A 13,473-nucleotide genomic window follows, 5' to 3' on the forward strand; every position below is an offset into this window, starting at 1 on the left:
TGGCCGCGGGCATGGAACCGGTGGGTGCCGTCGAGCTGGGGTCCCCGGAGCAGATGCATTCCGAGCTCGCACAGGTTGCTCATGCCGCGTGCACACGGCCCGCACCGACCACACGCGGGAATGAAGCTCAGCACCACCGAATCCCCCTCGGCGACGTCGGTGACACCCTCGCCGACCTCGACCACGACACCGGCACCCTCGTGTCCGCCGACCACCGGCATCGTCATGTGCAGGTCGCCGGTGACCAGGTGCTCGTCGGAGTGGCACATGCCGCTCGCGGTCATCTTCACCATCACCTCGGCGTGCTTGGGGCCGTCGAGGTCGATCTCCTCGACCTCCCACTTTTGATTCAAGCCCCACAGCACGGCTGCCTTCGTCTTCATCGACGTTGCTCCTCGAGGTTCGGTGTCTCCAGGGCCGATTATGGTCAACTGGCAGACTTTCGTCTGTGACATCCAAACGCGGTCTGGTGCTGGCAGGTGGGGGACTGGCGGGTATTGCCTGGGAGATCGGCATCCTGCGGGGCATCGAGGACGAGTCGACGGATACGGCGCGCGCACTGCTGGAGTCCGACGTCACGATCGGCACGTCGGCCGGTTCGGCCGTCGCCGCCCAGCTCGGCAGCGGACTGCGGCTCGACGAGCTCTACGACCGCCAGGTCAAGGGTGCCTCCAAGGAGCTCGACCCCGACGTCGACATCGACGACATCACGCAGCTGTTCCTGGTGGCGCTTTCAGATCCCGACGCGACGACGGCGCAGAAGCTGCAGCGCATCGGTGAGGTGGCCCGGTCGACGGCCACGGTGTCCGAGGCGGTCCGCCGCGAAGTGATCGCGCAGCGACTGCCGAACCACGACTGGCCGGACCGCGAACTGCATATCACCGCGATCGACATCGGGACCGGTGAGCTGGTCGCCTTCGACCGGAGCTCGGGTGTCGAGCTGGTCGACGCCGTCGCCGCGAGCTGCGCAGTGCCGGGCGCATGGCCCCCGGTGACAATCGGCGAACGGCGATACATGGACGGCGGCGTCGGCAGCACGATGAACATCAAGCTGGCGACGGACTGCGACGCGGTCGTCGTGCTGGTGCCGTCAGGGAAGGGAGCGCCATCACCGTTCGGCCGTGACCCGGCCTTGGAGGTCGACGGCTTTCCCGGCCGCGCGCTGGGAGTGTTCGCCGATGACGACTCGTTGGCGGCGTTCGGCCCCAACCCGCTCGACCCCGCCTGCCGGGAGCCGTCGGCTCGCGCCGGGCGTGCGCAGGGCCGCCGCGTCGCCGCCGAGGTCGCCGCGTTTCTCGCCGGCTGATCAGCCCGCCAGAGCCTTGATCGCCTGCGCAGCCAACTCGTGGCCGATGTCGATGACCTCGGCAGCGCGATGGAATTCCAGGCTGCGGCACGCGCTTCGGGGCACTTCGATGAGCAGGTCCGGCGGGTACGCCGCGAGGGTATGACGGGCCAGGGCGGCCTGTGCGATATCGATGGTGCGGTTCATCACCTCGAAGCTGCCCATCTTCGGCACGGCCGCCTCTCTCCCGCTGTCGACGAGTTCGTCGTCGCTGTCGGATTCGGAGACCGGTTCGGCGTCATCGTCGGCGTCGTCGGAGGCAACGCCGAACCTGTTCAGCATGGTGCTGGACTCGAACAGCGATGAGGTGCTGCGCCACATCCTGTTCCACCATTCCGTCGTCGCGCGCGGTTCGGCTTCCGATGGTTCATAGCGCCCGTCGGCCTCGCTGCCGCTGAGGCTGACCGCGATGGTGAGGTCGGCGTTGACGGCCGCGATCGGCGCCATCGGCAGGGGATCGAGGATCCCGCCGTCGGCGAGCAGACGGCCATCGAGGATGTGCGGTGTGATGACGCCCGGAATGGCGATGGATGCCCGGATCGCCGCATCGACGGGACCGCGCTGCAGCCAGACCGACTTGCCGGCGATCAGGTCCGTCGACACGGCCGTGTACGGGATCGGCAGGTCTTCGATGGTGACATCGCCAAGGATGTCGTGGACCGCGTCGAGAATCTTCGCCGCGCGCAGCACTCCGGCGGCGGCGATCGACGGGTCCAGCAGGCGGAGCACAGCGCGCTGGGTCAACGCTTTTGCCCAGTCGGCGAATTCGTCGAGCTTGCCCGCCGCCTCCAAACCACCGACAAGCGCACCCATCGACGACCCGGCGATCCCGACGATCTCATAGCCGCGGGCGTGCAGCTCGGTGATCACGCCGATGTGGGCGTAGCCCCGTGCACCCCCGCTGCCGAGAGCCAGCGCCACGCGATTGCCAGCCATGCGTCCATTTTGCGCCGGCCGGCCACTCCGCCGAGCAGGGATGTGGACAATTGGCCCATGCGCCGTCTCGGCAGGCCCACGCCGCGCGACGTGCTTGCCGGCCTCGTGACCGGACTCTTCTCCATACCGGAGGGGATCGCCTACGCGAGCATCGGCGGGTTCAACCCCGCCGCCGGCCTCTACTCGGGTGTTGTGCCCGGCATCCTCGCATCGGTCTTCGCCCGCACGGCGTTGATGGTCACGACGCTTACCAGCGCGATCGCGCTGTCCTCGCGCAGCGTGCTCGCAGAAAAGGGCCTTGACCCGGCCGACCCGGCGAACGTCGCCGCGCTCGCCGTCGTCGTCGGTGCCGTCATGTTCGTATTCGGGCTGCTGCGCTTCGGGTCGATCATGAACTTCGTCAGCAATGCCGTCATGACTGGATTCAGCACCGGCATCGCACTGCAGATCATCGCGGGCGTGCTGAACGACGCAACGGGCTATAAACCGCAGAGCGGCAACACGATCGGCAAGTTCGTGGATGCGCTCGCCCATATCAGCCTATGGCATCCGGCCGCCGTCGCCGTTGCGGCGGGGGCCGTCGCGGTATGGGCGGTTTTCCACTTCATCAAGCCGCTGAAATCGTTCGCCGTCTTGCTGGCGCTGGTCGTCGTCTCCGCGGTGGTCGCTATTGCGCACATCGACGTCGAAACCGTTGGCGACATCGCGACGATCTCGAATTCACTTCCCCCGCTGACCGTTCCGAATTTTGCGGTATTGCCTCAGCTGCTGGTCGGCGGGGTCGCCGTTGCGCTCGTCGCGCTGGCGCAGGCCGCAGGAATCTCCGCGACCGTTCCGAACCCGGACGGCAGCCGCAGCAAAATGTCCGGCGACTTCACCGCCCAGGGTGTCGGCAACCTCGCAGGCGGCTTCTTCGGCGCCCTGCCTGCCGGCGGCTCGCTGTCGCGTACCGGGATCGCGACATCGGCTGGCGCGCAGACCCGATGGGCCGGAATCTTCGCAGGCATCTGGCTCGCGCTGCTGGTCTTGATCGCAGGGTCGACCGCCGAGATCATTCCGATGCCGGTCATCGGGGGACTCATTTTCGTCATAGGTCTCGAGCTCGTCGCAGGCAGGCTGCCCGACATCAAGCTGGTGTTGCGCGTCGCGCCGATATCTGCGATCGCGATGCTGATCACCTTCGCCGCCACCACCCAGCTGCCACTGCACACGGCGATCCTGATCGGCGTCATCACGTCGCTCGTCCTGTACGGCGTCAAGGCCGCGCAGTCCGCTCAGCTGGTCGGTCTGCAGCAGACCGACGGCGAGCACTTTGAGGTCGTCCCGGTTCCCGCACACTGCCGAAGCAACGATGTCACCGTCCTGCATTACGCGGGCGTCGGGCTGTTCGCGGAGGTGGCTCGCATCGACGAGGAGTGGCCGAAGGCGGAGGACTCCACCAATGCCGTCGTCGTGCTGAGCATGCGCATGCTGCCCGACGTGCCGTCCTCGGTCGCGATCAAGGCGCTACGCCGGTGGGCGGGTGAGCTGCAGGCGCGCGGGGGCCGCTTGATCGTCGCCGGTGTCACCCCGGCCGCACACAAGATCCTCGAGCGGGGCGGGCTGGTGGATGTGCTCGGCTCCGACGGCATCGTGCCCGCCACGGATCGGGTGTTCGGTGCGCTCGACGAGGCGGTCGCCCGGGGCCGGGACTGGATCGCGAGCCGCTGATAGCCGACTTTCTCGCAACCGTGATTCGAATTGTCAGCAGAGCGAGTCCGCGCCCGCCTGGACCGCGACGATGACGGCCGCTTGGCGGGCGGGGGAGAGCTGCGCCCACGGGGTGTTGTAGGTGGCCGGACCGGGCGGTGTGTTGGGGTCCTGCAACATCTTCAGCAACGGCTCCACCTGCGACTTCCGGTCGCCGCCTTGCTGGTCGATCCAGACCTTCGCGGCCTGGCAGGCCTGCGAGTACTCCTCTTCGGTCGACTCGGCGTCCGCCCCGACGGCTGTGGTCGCGCCGCCCGGCGCAACCTCGACGGCGCCGGGTGCCGGGGTGTGGGTTTCCGAGCTGGTCGCGGTCGTTGTGGTGGGCGCCGCCGACGTGTGACCGCCCTCGCCGCCCGACGAACATCCTGCGACCGCGAGAGCCGTCACCGTGGCCGCGGCACAAAGGAGGTAGAAGCGCATGCTGCCAATCTATGCAACACTCGCGGACGTGATGGAGGGGATCTGGTCTCGGTGGTGTTGTCCGGCGTAGCCGCCGCCCCCCGACCCGTCTGTCACTTCTGGAGTGTTCATGGTCTCCGCTCTTTCTGTACCCTCCCCTGCTGCTGCGCCCGCCCGCTCCGCCCCCACCCGCCTGCGCGTCCCTGACCTGCTGCAGGCCGTCGACCAAGCGGCCGACGGCATGCTCAGCGGCCGCTACGACCATCTGCTGCCCGCGGACGGGCTGCCCGTCGACGACCGCTGGTACACCCGCATCCACGGCGACGGCGAACTGGACGTCTGGCTCATCAGCTGGGTCCCCCACCACGCCACCGAGCTGCACGACCACAGCGGCTCACTCGGTGCGCTGACGCTGGTGTCCGGCGCACTGGACGAATTCCGTTGGGACGGTGAGGCGTTGCGGCGCCGACGGCTCAATGCAGGCGACCAGGCGGCCTTCCCGCTTGGCTGGGTGCACGACGTCGTATGGGCGCCAGGACCGGCGCCTGCGCCTGCCGCTCCCGTTACGCCTACGCTGAGCGTGCACGCCTACTCACCGCCGTTGACGGCGATGTCGTACTACGAGGTGACCGACCGGAACACCCTGCGTCGCAACCGAACCGAACTGACCGACGGCCCGGAGGGATGAAGAACTGATGGCCAGCCGTATCGACAAGGTGCTCGACGCCGCCCGCGCCCGGCTCGATAGGATGGCCGCCGAGGCCGTGCCCGGTGCACTGGAGCGCGGCGCGGTGCTCGTCGACATCCGTCCGCAGGCGCAGCGCGACCGCGAGGGACACGTCCCCGCGGCACTCGTCATCGAACGCAATGTGCTGGAGTGGCGCTGCGATCCGACCAGTGACGCCAAGCTGCCGGAGGCCGTCGGCGACGACGTGGAATGGGTGGTGCTGTGCTCGGAGGGCTATACCTCCAGTCTGGCCGCGGCGTCGCTGATCGATCTCGGGTTGCACAGGTCGACCGATGTGGTCGGCGGGTATCACGCTTTGAAGGCCGAAGGCGTTCTGGTTTAGCGCACGCGAGGACGCGAGGAGCGGGACAGGTTCAGCGCACGCGAGGAGCGAGACCAGTTAAGCGTTCTCGTCGTTGGACAGCAGCGGGCGCAGGCGCTCGGTCTTCTCCGGCGTCCATCCCGGCGGCTGCAGCACGGCGGCCCAGCCGTTGGCGACGTCCTTGACATAGACGTGGCCGTGCCCGTCGGGGACGTCGACCGCCACCGCCATGTCGGCGGACACCTGCAGGAACGTGACGATCGGAATCCACTGCATGCGCCCGGACAGGTCGTAGCCGCGCGGCTCGCGTAGCCAGTCCGGTTCTTGGAAGAGCAGGTCGGGGTTCCACCACGCGATCGGATCCGACGCGTGCTGAAGGTAGACCGCACGCGGCTTGCCCCACGGGTCGGCAGGGCGGCCGAGATTGTCCGGTCGCGCGACGAAGCGGACGTTCTCGCCCTTGTCGAAGATCGGCAGCCACTCCGGCGATCCCTTGTCACGGTTATGGGTGAGATCGGCCCAGATCGTGTTGTTGAACGTCGGACCGGAGTAGAGGGCGCCGTCGGTGCGGGCGACGAGATTGTTCAGCGACAGGAACGGCGCCTCGCCGCCGAACGAGCCAAGGCTCTCGCCGAACACGACGAGCTTGGGCCGCTGCCCCTCCGGCATCTTGCGGATCAACGCATCCACGGCCTCGAATAACGCCTGACCGGCCTGTCGGGCGTTCTCCTTGTCGACGAGGAACGACAGCCAGCTCGGCAGGAACGAATACTGCATGGACACGATCGCGGTGTTGCCGTTGTACATGTACTCCAGCGCTGCTGCCTCGGCCTCGTTGATCCAGCCGGTGCCGGTCGTGGTTGCCACCGCGACCACGTCGCGGTTCAGGCCGCCCTCGCGCCGAAGCTCTTCTGCGGCAAGCGCCGCGGTCGCTTTGATGCCGTCGGCGGAATGCAAGCCCGCATACGCGCGGATCGGCTCGGTCGCGGGCCTGCCGTTGAACGTCGTCAGCTCCTGGACCGTCGGTCCCGCCGACACGAACACCCTGCCCTGGTGTCCCAGCGACTCCCAGCTTGCCAGCGACTGCGGCCCGCCGGAGCGCAGCGGCGACATCGGCGCCGGGAAATCCGGATCCGTTTCGTCGTTTACCGCGGCGAAGGTCTTGTTCAGGTAGTTCATCCCGACGCGGACGACGACACCGTTGAGCAGCGCGATGCTCAGCGCAAGCAGCAAGACCAAAACGATGACCGCCGAAACGCGCGGTGGGGCAAAGCGATTCAGTTGCCGAACAAGGAAGCGCACAAGCTTGCCGATGAGCTGACCGATCTCGACGAAGATGAACAGCACGAGAATGGCGAGCACTCCGGTCAGCGGGTGGTCCCAAAACGTCATTCGCGGCACACCGTTGAGGTCGCGCACCTCGTCCTGCCAGACGTGGAAGTAGATGATCATCAGGATCTGGCCGATGATGCCGACGACGACCACAGCCAGCCACGCCCAGCCCGGCGCGTGCGGGCTGGCGTCCTTCGAGAGCATGTACTGCACCAGCCAGACGAGGAAGACGCCGATCCCGTAGCCGATCGCGCCCGCCGCGCCGCTGACCAGTCCCTGGAACAGTGGACCGCGGGGCAGCAGGGAAGGCGTCAACGACAACCAAAGGAACACCACAGCCAGGACGGTCCCGGTGAACGTGTAGTGCCGTTGCCACCAGGTCGTCTTCTTTTCCGGTGGTTCGTGTTGCGGTGGTGCTTCTTCCGTCGCCTCCGCGCTGTCTATCACGAAGGCAGATTAGCTGTGGGTGAAGTTCGGCGGGCGTTTCTCGCTGAAGGCGTTCATGCCCTCGGTCTGGTCGGCCGTGGCGAACGCCGAGTGGAACAGCCTGCGCTCGTACAGCAGGCCCTCAGCCAACGACGACTCGAAGGCGCGGTTGACGGCCTCCTTGGCCATCCGCGTTGCCGACAGCGACATCTGAGAAATGGTGGTGGCAACGGCCTTTGCCTCGCGGATCAGCTCGTCGGCGGGCACGACGCGCGACACCAGGCCGCTGCGGTCGGCTTCCTCGGCATCGATGGTGCGACCGGTCAAGATGAGATCCATCGCCTTGGCCTTGCCGACGGCACGGGTCAGCCGTTGCGAGCCGCCCATGCCCGGAAGCACGCCGAGCTTGATCTCGGGCTGGCCGAACTTGGCGGTGTCCGCGGCGATCAGCACGTCGCACATCATCGCCAGCTCACAGCCGCCGCCGAGTGCGTAACCCGCGACCGCGGCGATCAGCGGCGTGCGCACCGCGGCCAGCTTCGTCCAGGTTGCGAAGAAGTCCTGGCCGAACACGTCGCCGAAGGACAGCTCGGACATCTCCTTGATGTCGGCGCCTGCCGCGAACGCCTTGTCGTTACCGGTGATGATGATGGCGCCGATTCCGGGGTCGTTGTCGAATTCGGCTGCGGCGGTGGTGACTTCATGCATCACCTGGCTGTTGAGGGCGTTGAGCGCCTTCGGCCGGTTCAGTGTGATGGTACCGACGCGCTCTTCGCGGTCGACGAGAATGGTTTCGTAGCTCTTGTCGGTCATGGCTTCTCCTCTGGGAAGGTCAGGTCGGGGTTCTGCGGTGCGAAGTACGCCTCGACATCGGCCTGGCTGACCGCCGCAGGCGACGGCGGCGACCATTTCGGGTTGCGGTCTTTGTCGATGACCTGTGCCCGGATGCCTTCGACGAGATCGTGGCTATTCAGCGACCCACACGACGTCCGGTACTCCTGGCGCAGCACGTCTTCCAGAGTGTCGAGCTTGGCGGCGCGGCGCACGGCTTCCAGCGCGACAGACAACGAAACCGGGGAGCGCGTCATGATCAGGTTGGCCGCGTCGTTGGCCGGGCCCGCGTCGTGCCCGCGCAGTGCGGCGACGATGTCGGCGATGGTCTCGCCGGCGTAGCACTCGTCGATCCATTCCCGTTGTGTCAGCAGTTCGCTCGCCGGAGGCTCGGTCGCGTGCGCGGCCAGCGCCGCGTCGATGCCGTCGGCGATGATCGCGTTCTTGAACTGGGCCAGCGTTTCGTGCTCGACGAAGTGGTCGGCGAAGCCCATGGCGATCGCGTCACCCGCGCCGAACGGTGCACCCGTCAGCGCGGCGTGATGGCCGAGCAGACCCGCTGTACGGGAAAGGATGTAGGTGCCGCCGACATCGGGGATGAACCCGATACCCACTTCGGGCATCGCCATCTTCGTGGTGTCGGTGACGACGCGGACGCTGCCGTGTGCGCTAACGCCGACGCCGCCGCCCATCACGATGCCGTCCATCAACGAGACGAAGGGCTTGGGGTAGCGCGCGATCTGGGCGTTCATCCGGTATTCGTCCCACCAGAACGAGCTGGCGACGCTGTGATCACCGCGGGCGCTGTTGTAGACCTCCACGATATCGCCGCCCGCGCACAGGCCGCGCTCGCCCTCACCGGAGAGCACCACGACGCGAACGGCGTCGTCGTCCCGCCATTCGGTCAGCGCCTCAGAGACCGCTGAGACCATCGGATGGGTCAATGAGTTGATCGCCTTGGGTCGGTTCAGGCTGATCAGGCCGGTTCCGCGGTCCACGGTTACTAGGACATCCTCGTTTTCGCCCACAGTTATGCAATGTAGAACGTTGCCCTCAGATAGCCGGCCCCGGGTAGTCTTTCCTGTGAAGGAGCTGGGAGCGTTTCTCGGGAACTGGTACCAGTGACCGATCGTTGAATAGGTGTTCGTCAGCAGGCGAACGACAGCACAGGAGAGGAACCGACGGTGCGCGAGAGCAGCAACCCGGTATTTCGATCCCTGCCTAAGACGCAGGGTGGTTATGCGCAGTTCGGTACCGGAGCCGCGGGCGCCGGTACGGCCGCAGTCCATGCCGATCCGTATGTGACGCAGTATCCCGACCGGCAGCAGGCCGGGGTTTCGCGTCCGATGACCATCGACGACGTCGTCACCAAGACCGGTGTCACGCTCGCGGTGTTGTCGGCCGTCGCGGTCGTCTCGTACTTCCTGGTCGCGGGCAACACCGCGCTGGCGATGCCGTTCGTCTTGGTCGGCGGGCTCGGCGGCCTGGCGCTTGTGCTCATCGCCACGTTCGGCCGCAAGCAGGACAACCCGGTGATCGTGCTGAGCTACGCCGCGCTCGAGGGATTGTTCCTCGGTGCGATCTCGTTCGTGCTCGCAAACTTCTATGTGTCCGGCGCCAGCGCCGGTGCCCTCATCGGGCAGGCGATCCTCGCCACCATCGGCGTGTTCGTCGGCATGCTCGTCGTCTACAAGACCGGCGCGATCCGCGTGACGCCGAAATTCACCCGCATGATCGTTGCCGGCATTTTCGGCGTGCTCGTTCTGGCGCTGGGCAACTTCGTGCTGGCGATGTTCGGTGTCGGCGGCGGTGAAGGCCTCGGCCTTCGCGGCAACGGCCCGATCGCGATCATCTTCTCGCTGGTGTGCATCGGCCTGGCGGCGTTCAGCTTCCTGCTCGACTTCGACGCCGCCGATCAGATGATCCGCGCAGGCGCGCCGGAGAAGGCCGCATGGGGTGTCGCGCTTGGCCTGACCGTCACACTGGTCTGGCTCTACATCGAGATTCTGCGTCTGCTCAGCATCTTGCAAAGCGATTGACGATCCACTACACGAAAGCCCCCGGCATGCCGGGGGCTTTCTTTTTGCGCCCTCCCGCCGAAACTGCTCACAGATCGCATTTCGTCCACAGATCGCGATCTGCCCGCAGGCTCGGCGACGTCGACCCGCGAGAGTCGAGTCATGTCCATGCTCGACGGGCCGTTTCTCGGCAGTGAAGCAATAGAGCGCAGGCTCGTTCGAAAGCACGAGCTGCGGTCCCGCTATCGCAATGTCTTTCCCGATGTCTACGTGTCAAAGGATGCCGCGCTGACGCTGGATCAGCGAGCCAAGGCAGGTTGGCTGTGGTCTCACAGGCAGGGCATCATCGCCGGGCTGACCGCGTCAGCCCTACATGGAGCGAAATGGGTCGACGATGACGCGCCCGTTGAGTTGATATGGCCCAATGCCCGACCCGCCCGCGGATTGCGCACCTACGACTATCGGCTCCGGACAGATGAATCCCGTGTGCGCGACGGAATGCGTGTGACGACTCCTGCGCGTACAGGTTTCGACGTCGGCCGGCGTAGACCGCTGGATACGGCGATCGCCAACGTCGATGCACTCGGCAACGCCACAGGGTTGACGGCCGCGGAAATTTTCCGCGTCGCAAGACGTCATCGCGGATCGCGGGGGCTTCGTCAGCTCGCAGACGTACTGGATCTGTATGACCCGGGGGCGGCATCACCGAAGGAGACGTGGTTGCGGCTCTTGGTCATTCGGGCAGACTTCCCGCGGCCGCGGACGCAGATACCGGTGTTGAGCGCGGACGGCGGTCGACGGTACTACCTCGACATGGGTTGGGAGCACTTGATGCTGGCCATCGAATACGACGGCGAGCAACACCGTATCGACTCCGTTCAATACGCCTACGACATACGGCGCTCGGAGGACCTCAGCGAACTGGGATGGACGCGGCTGAGGGTCGTAAAAACGAATACCGCCGCGGATGTCGTACGCCGACTCGACCGCGCATGGCGCTCGAAACTGCGGGAGGATCGCGAATTCCAGTGAGATTGCGATCTCACCGCAGTTTCGGCGCTTGGAAAGATCAGGAAAGGCGCTCGATGATCATCGCCATGCCCTGGCCTCCGCCGACGCACATCGTCTCCAGGCCGAACGTCTTATCCTGCGTGGTCAGGTTGTTCAACAGCGTGGCCGTGATGCGCGCGCCCGTCATGCCGAACGGGTGCCCCAGCGCGATCGCGCCGCCGGAGATGTTGAGCTTGTCGTGGTCCATGCCCAATTCACGTGCCGAACCCAGCACCTGCACCGCGAACGCCTCGTTGATCTCGTAGAGGTCGATGTCGTCGATCGTCATGCCCGCGTTGGCGAGTGCCTTGCGCGTCGCCTCGATCGGTCCGAGGCCCATGATCTCCGGCGACAGGCCACTCACGCCCGTCGCGACGATCCGCGCCAGTGGCGTCAGCCCGAGCTCCTTGGCCTTCTCGTCGCTCGTCACGATCACCGCTGCCGCACCGTCATTCAGCGGACAGGCATTGCCCGCGGTGACCGTGCCGTTCGGCCGGAACACCGGCTTCAGCTGGCTGATCTTCTCGTAGGTGGTGCCCGCCCGTGGTCCGTCGTCGGTGCTGACCTGCGACCCGTCCGGCAGCGTCACCGGCGATATCTCGCGCGCGAAGAAGCCGCTGTTGATCGCTTCCTCGGCACGGTTCTGGCTGCGCACGGCCCAGTGGTCCTGCTCTTCGCGGCTGATGCCGGTGTAGAGCGCGACGTTCTCGGCGGTCTGGCCCATCGCGATGTAGACGTCGGGAAGCGCGCCGTCTTCGCGCGGGTCATGCCAGTCCTCACCGCCCGCGGATGCGGCGACCGACCGCTCTTCGGCATCACCGAACAGCGGGTTGTGCGAGTCGGGCCAGCCGTCGGAGGTGCCCTTGGGGAACCGCGACACGGTTTCCACCCCTGCGGAGACGAACGCGCTGCCCTCGCCCGCCTTGATCGCGTGGAACGCCATCCGCGTGGTCTGCAGCGACGAGGAGCAGTACCGGTTCACCGTCGTACCGGGCAGGAAGTCGTATCCGAGCTCGACGGCGACCGCACGGCCGACGTTGAAGCCGGCCTCGCCGCCGGGCTGCCCGCAGCCCATGATCAGGTCGTCGATGTCCTTCGGGTCCAGCGAAGGCACCTTGTCCAACGCGGCGCGCACCATTTGCGCAGCCAGGTCGTCGGGCCGCATATCGATCAGCGATCCCTTGCCCGCGCGGCCGATCGGTGAACGTGCGGTCGCGACAATGACGGCTTCTGCCATGACAGCTCCTCAGTAGTGGCTTACTGGAAACCTAGCGGGCGGCCACCAGCACGGGTGCGGGGACCCCAGTCGACCGCCGCCACAACCGGCTGACCCCGCCGAGCCGCGACAGCAGCGTGTCAACGTCGGCCGTGCGCGTCACCAGCGGCGACTCCTGCTCGGCCGCGATGGTCAACTCTCCCAGAGCATTACAGAGCGCGGGCAGCAGTTGCTTGGCGGCCAGCGCATAGCCGGCGCCCGACGGATGAAACATATCGTCGGAGAACAGCACATCGGGCGCCTGCCGGAACTCGGGAGTAAGCAGGTCGGCCAGCGGCACCGGGACGCCACCAGATGAGCGCACCGCCGAGGCCTGGGCGCGGGCCAGTCGCAGCCCGATGGTGCGGGCAATAGAACGCAGTGGCTGCGGAATGGCGGTGATGACTCCGAAATCCGGGCATGTGCCGACCACGACGACGGCACCGCTGGCCCGCAACCGGCGGACCGCCGCGCCCAGTCGCCGCGCCGACGGTCCGATTCCGTGCAGCTTGGTGACGTCGTTCGCGCCGACCATGATCATCGCCGCGTCCGGCGGCGGGCCCGCTACGAACATGGCGTCGATCTGGCCCGCCAGCCCCTTCGACGTCGCGCCGACGATGGCCTTGGTGCTCAACCGGATCCGCTTGCCCGAGGCCTCGGCCAGATTGCGTGCGATCATCACGCCCGGTACCTCCTCGGCGGTGCGGGCGCCGTAGCCGGTCGCGGTGGAGTCGCCGAACACCATGAGGTGCAGGTCAAAGGGCACTCCGCGATGCCAGCGCTCGACCGGACCTCCGTCGGGCGGATATACGCCATCGGCGCGTGGCGGTACGTCCCACGACTTGGGAATGACGCGTCGGGCCTGGTCAGCCTGGCTGCTCAGGTAGGTGCGAGCTCCGACGTAGGCGGAGCCTGTCGATGCGAGCGCGGCAGCGGCCGCCAAGGCGGCTGTCGACCGGCGCGGTGCGCGGATCCTCACGAGCCCAGTTTATTAGCGAAGTTTGGGGTTATCCGCGTGGCGAGTCCCGTTCGGCGGTCACGGTGCGGTATCAAGTCCGGTATCGAATCAGTTTCGTTGATTGT

General features: G+C 66.7%; 14 protein-coding genes. 6 read left to right on the plus strand and 8 right to left on the minus strand.

Annotation, left to right across the window (positions count from 1 at the left end; genetic code table 11):
• Window positions 1-383: alcohol dehydrogenase catalytic domain-containing protein (locus tag QOC76_RS09835; protein WP_526356642.1), on the minus strand; the 383-nt coding region annotated here is incomplete at its 3' end.
• A gap of 65 nt (window positions 384-448) precedes the next feature.
• Here QOC76_RS09835 and QOC76_RS09840 point away from each other — a divergent pair.
• Window positions 449-1,306 (plus strand): patatin-like phospholipase family protein, encoded by an 858-nt coding sequence (locus tag QOC76_RS09840; protein ID WP_526356643.1) that lies wholly within the window; start codon window positions 449-451, stop codon window positions 1,304-1,306.
• Here QOC76_RS09840 and QOC76_RS09845 read toward each other — a convergent pair whose 3' ends face one another.
• Window positions 1,307-2,281: a patatin-like phospholipase family protein gene (locus tag QOC76_RS09845; RefSeq protein ID WP_526356644.1), complete on the minus strand. Its 975-nt coding sequence runs from the start codon at window positions 2,279-2,281 to the stop codon at window positions 1,307-1,309.
• A gap of 57 nt (window positions 2,282-2,338) precedes the next feature.
• Here QOC76_RS09845 and QOC76_RS09850 point away from each other — a divergent pair, with 57 nt between their 5' ends.
• Window positions 2,339-3,991, plus strand: coding sequence for a SulP family inorganic anion transporter (locus tag QOC76_RS09850; protein ID WP_526356645.1), 1,653 nt, complete (start codon window positions 2,339-2,341; stop codon window positions 3,989-3,991).
• Between the two features lie 33 nt (window positions 3,992-4,024).
• Here QOC76_RS09850 and lpqV read toward each other — a convergent pair whose 3' ends face one another.
• Entirely contained in the window at window positions 4,025-4,450 is a 426-nt protein-coding gene (lpqV, locus tag QOC76_RS09855) for a lipoprotein LpqV (protein ID WP_526356646.1), read from the minus strand.
• 109 nt (window positions 4,451-4,559) lie between these two features.
• Here lpqV and QOC76_RS09860 point away from each other — a divergent pair, with 109 nt between their 5' ends.
• Together QOC76_RS09860 and QOC76_RS09865 are read left to right on the plus strand one after the other, a co-directional pair.
• Window positions 4,560-5,117, plus strand: a complete 558-nt coding sequence (locus QOC76_RS09860; protein WP_526356647.1) for a cupin domain-containing protein — start codon at window positions 4,560-4,562, stop codon at window positions 5,115-5,117.
• 7 nt (window positions 5,118-5,124) lie between these two features.
• A complete protein-coding gene (locus tag QOC76_RS09865; RefSeq protein ID WP_526356648.1) occupies window positions 5,125-5,499 on the plus strand; it encodes a rhodanese-like domain-containing protein in 375 nt (124 codons plus the stop codon).
• Window positions 5,500-5,556: 57 nt separating this feature from the next.
• Here the strand turns inward: QOC76_RS09865 and QOC76_RS09870 are convergent, their stop codons facing one another.
• Genes QOC76_RS09870 through QOC76_RS09880 form a run of 3 tightly spaced genes read right to left on the minus strand, consistent with a single transcriptional unit; the run spans window position 5,557 to window position 9,095 of the window.
• Window positions 5,557-7,257, minus strand: a complete 1,701-nt coding sequence (locus QOC76_RS09870; protein WP_526356649.1) for an alpha/beta hydrolase — start codon at window positions 7,255-7,257, stop codon at window positions 5,557-5,559.
• A gap of 9 nt (window positions 7,258-7,266) precedes the next feature.
• The gene (locus QOC76_RS09875; protein ID WP_526356650.1) at window positions 7,267-8,049 is read right to left on the minus strand and encodes an enoyl-CoA hydratase; all 783 of its coding nucleotides are present in this window, start codon (window positions 8,047-8,049) and stop codon (window positions 7,267-7,269) included.
• A complete protein-coding gene (locus QOC76_RS09880; protein ID WP_526356651.1) occupies window positions 8,046-9,095 on the minus strand; it encodes a 3-hydroxyisobutyryl-CoA hydrolase in 1,050 nt (349 codons plus the stop codon). The genes QOC76_RS09875 and QOC76_RS09880 overlap by 4 nt, the downstream gene beginning before the upstream one ends.
• Window positions 9,096-9,251: 156 nt before the next feature.
• On the opposite strand from QOC76_RS09880, the gene QOC76_RS09885 reads away from it, so the two are divergent.
• Together QOC76_RS09885 and QOC76_RS09890 are read left to right on the plus strand one after the other, a co-directional pair.
• Window positions 9,252-10,106, plus strand: a complete 855-nt coding sequence (locus QOC76_RS09885) for a Bax inhibitor-1/YccA family protein (protein WP_526356652.1) — start codon at window positions 9,252-9,254, stop codon at window positions 10,104-10,106.
• A gap of 141 nt (window positions 10,107-10,247) precedes the next feature.
• Window positions 10,248-11,117 (plus strand): DUF559 domain-containing protein, encoded by an 870-nt coding sequence (locus QOC76_RS09890; protein WP_526356653.1) that lies wholly within the window; start codon window positions 10,248-10,250, stop codon window positions 11,115-11,117.
• A 37-nt stretch (window positions 11,118-11,154) separates the two neighbouring features.
• Here QOC76_RS09890 and QOC76_RS09895 read toward each other — a convergent pair whose 3' ends face one another.
• Window positions 11,155-12,372, minus strand: coding sequence for an acetyl-CoA C-acetyltransferase (locus QOC76_RS09895; RefSeq protein ID WP_526356654.1), 1,218 nt, complete (start codon window positions 12,370-12,372; stop codon window positions 11,155-11,157).
• 31 nt (window positions 12,373-12,403) lie between these two features.
• Window positions 12,404-13,369, minus strand: a complete 966-nt coding sequence (locus QOC76_RS09900; protein ID WP_526356655.1) for an SGNH/GDSL hydrolase family protein — start codon at window positions 13,367-13,369, stop codon at window positions 12,404-12,406.
• Between the last annotated feature and the right edge of the window lie 104 nt (window positions 13,370-13,473).

This window comes from Mycobacterium sp. (assembly GCF_032159565.1).
GTDB lineage: Bacteria > Actinomycetota > Actinomycetes > Mycobacteriales > Mycobacteriaceae > Mycobacterium.

What these genes read in the sequence shown, in the direction of transcription:
- QOC76_RS09895 (WP_526356654.1), bottom strand. Translation starts at nt 12,372, where the DNA reads ATGGCAGAAGCCGTCATTGTCGCGACCGCACGTTCACCGATCGGCCGC.
- QOC76_RS09865 (WP_526356648.1), top strand. Translation starts at nt 5,125, where the DNA reads ATGGCCAGCCGTATCGACAAGGTGCTCGACGCCGCCCGCGCCCGGCTC.
- QOC76_RS09875 (WP_526356650.1), bottom strand. Translation starts at nt 8,049, where the DNA reads ATGACCGACAAGAGCTACGAAACCATTCTCGTCGACCGCGAAGAGCGC.
- QOC76_RS09860 (WP_526356647.1), top strand. Translation starts at nt 4,560, where the DNA reads ATGGTCTCCGCTCTTTCTGTACCCTCCCCTGCTGCTGCGCCCGCCCGC.
- QOC76_RS09890 (WP_526356653.1), top strand. Translation starts at nt 10,248, where the DNA reads ATGTCCATGCTCGACGGGCCGTTTCTCGGCAGTGAAGCAATAGAGCGC.
- QOC76_RS09845 (WP_526356644.1), bottom strand. Translation starts at nt 2,281, where the DNA reads ATGGCTGGCAATCGCGTGGCGCTGGCTCTCGGCAGCGGGGGTGCACGG.
- lpqV (WP_526356646.1), bottom strand. Translation starts at nt 4,450, where the DNA reads ATGCGCTTCTACCTCCTTTGTGCCGCGGCCACGGTGACGGCTCTCGCG.
- QOC76_RS09850 (WP_526356645.1), top strand. Translation starts at nt 2,339, where the DNA reads ATGCGCCGTCTCGGCAGGCCCACGCCGCGCGACGTGCTTGCCGGCCTC.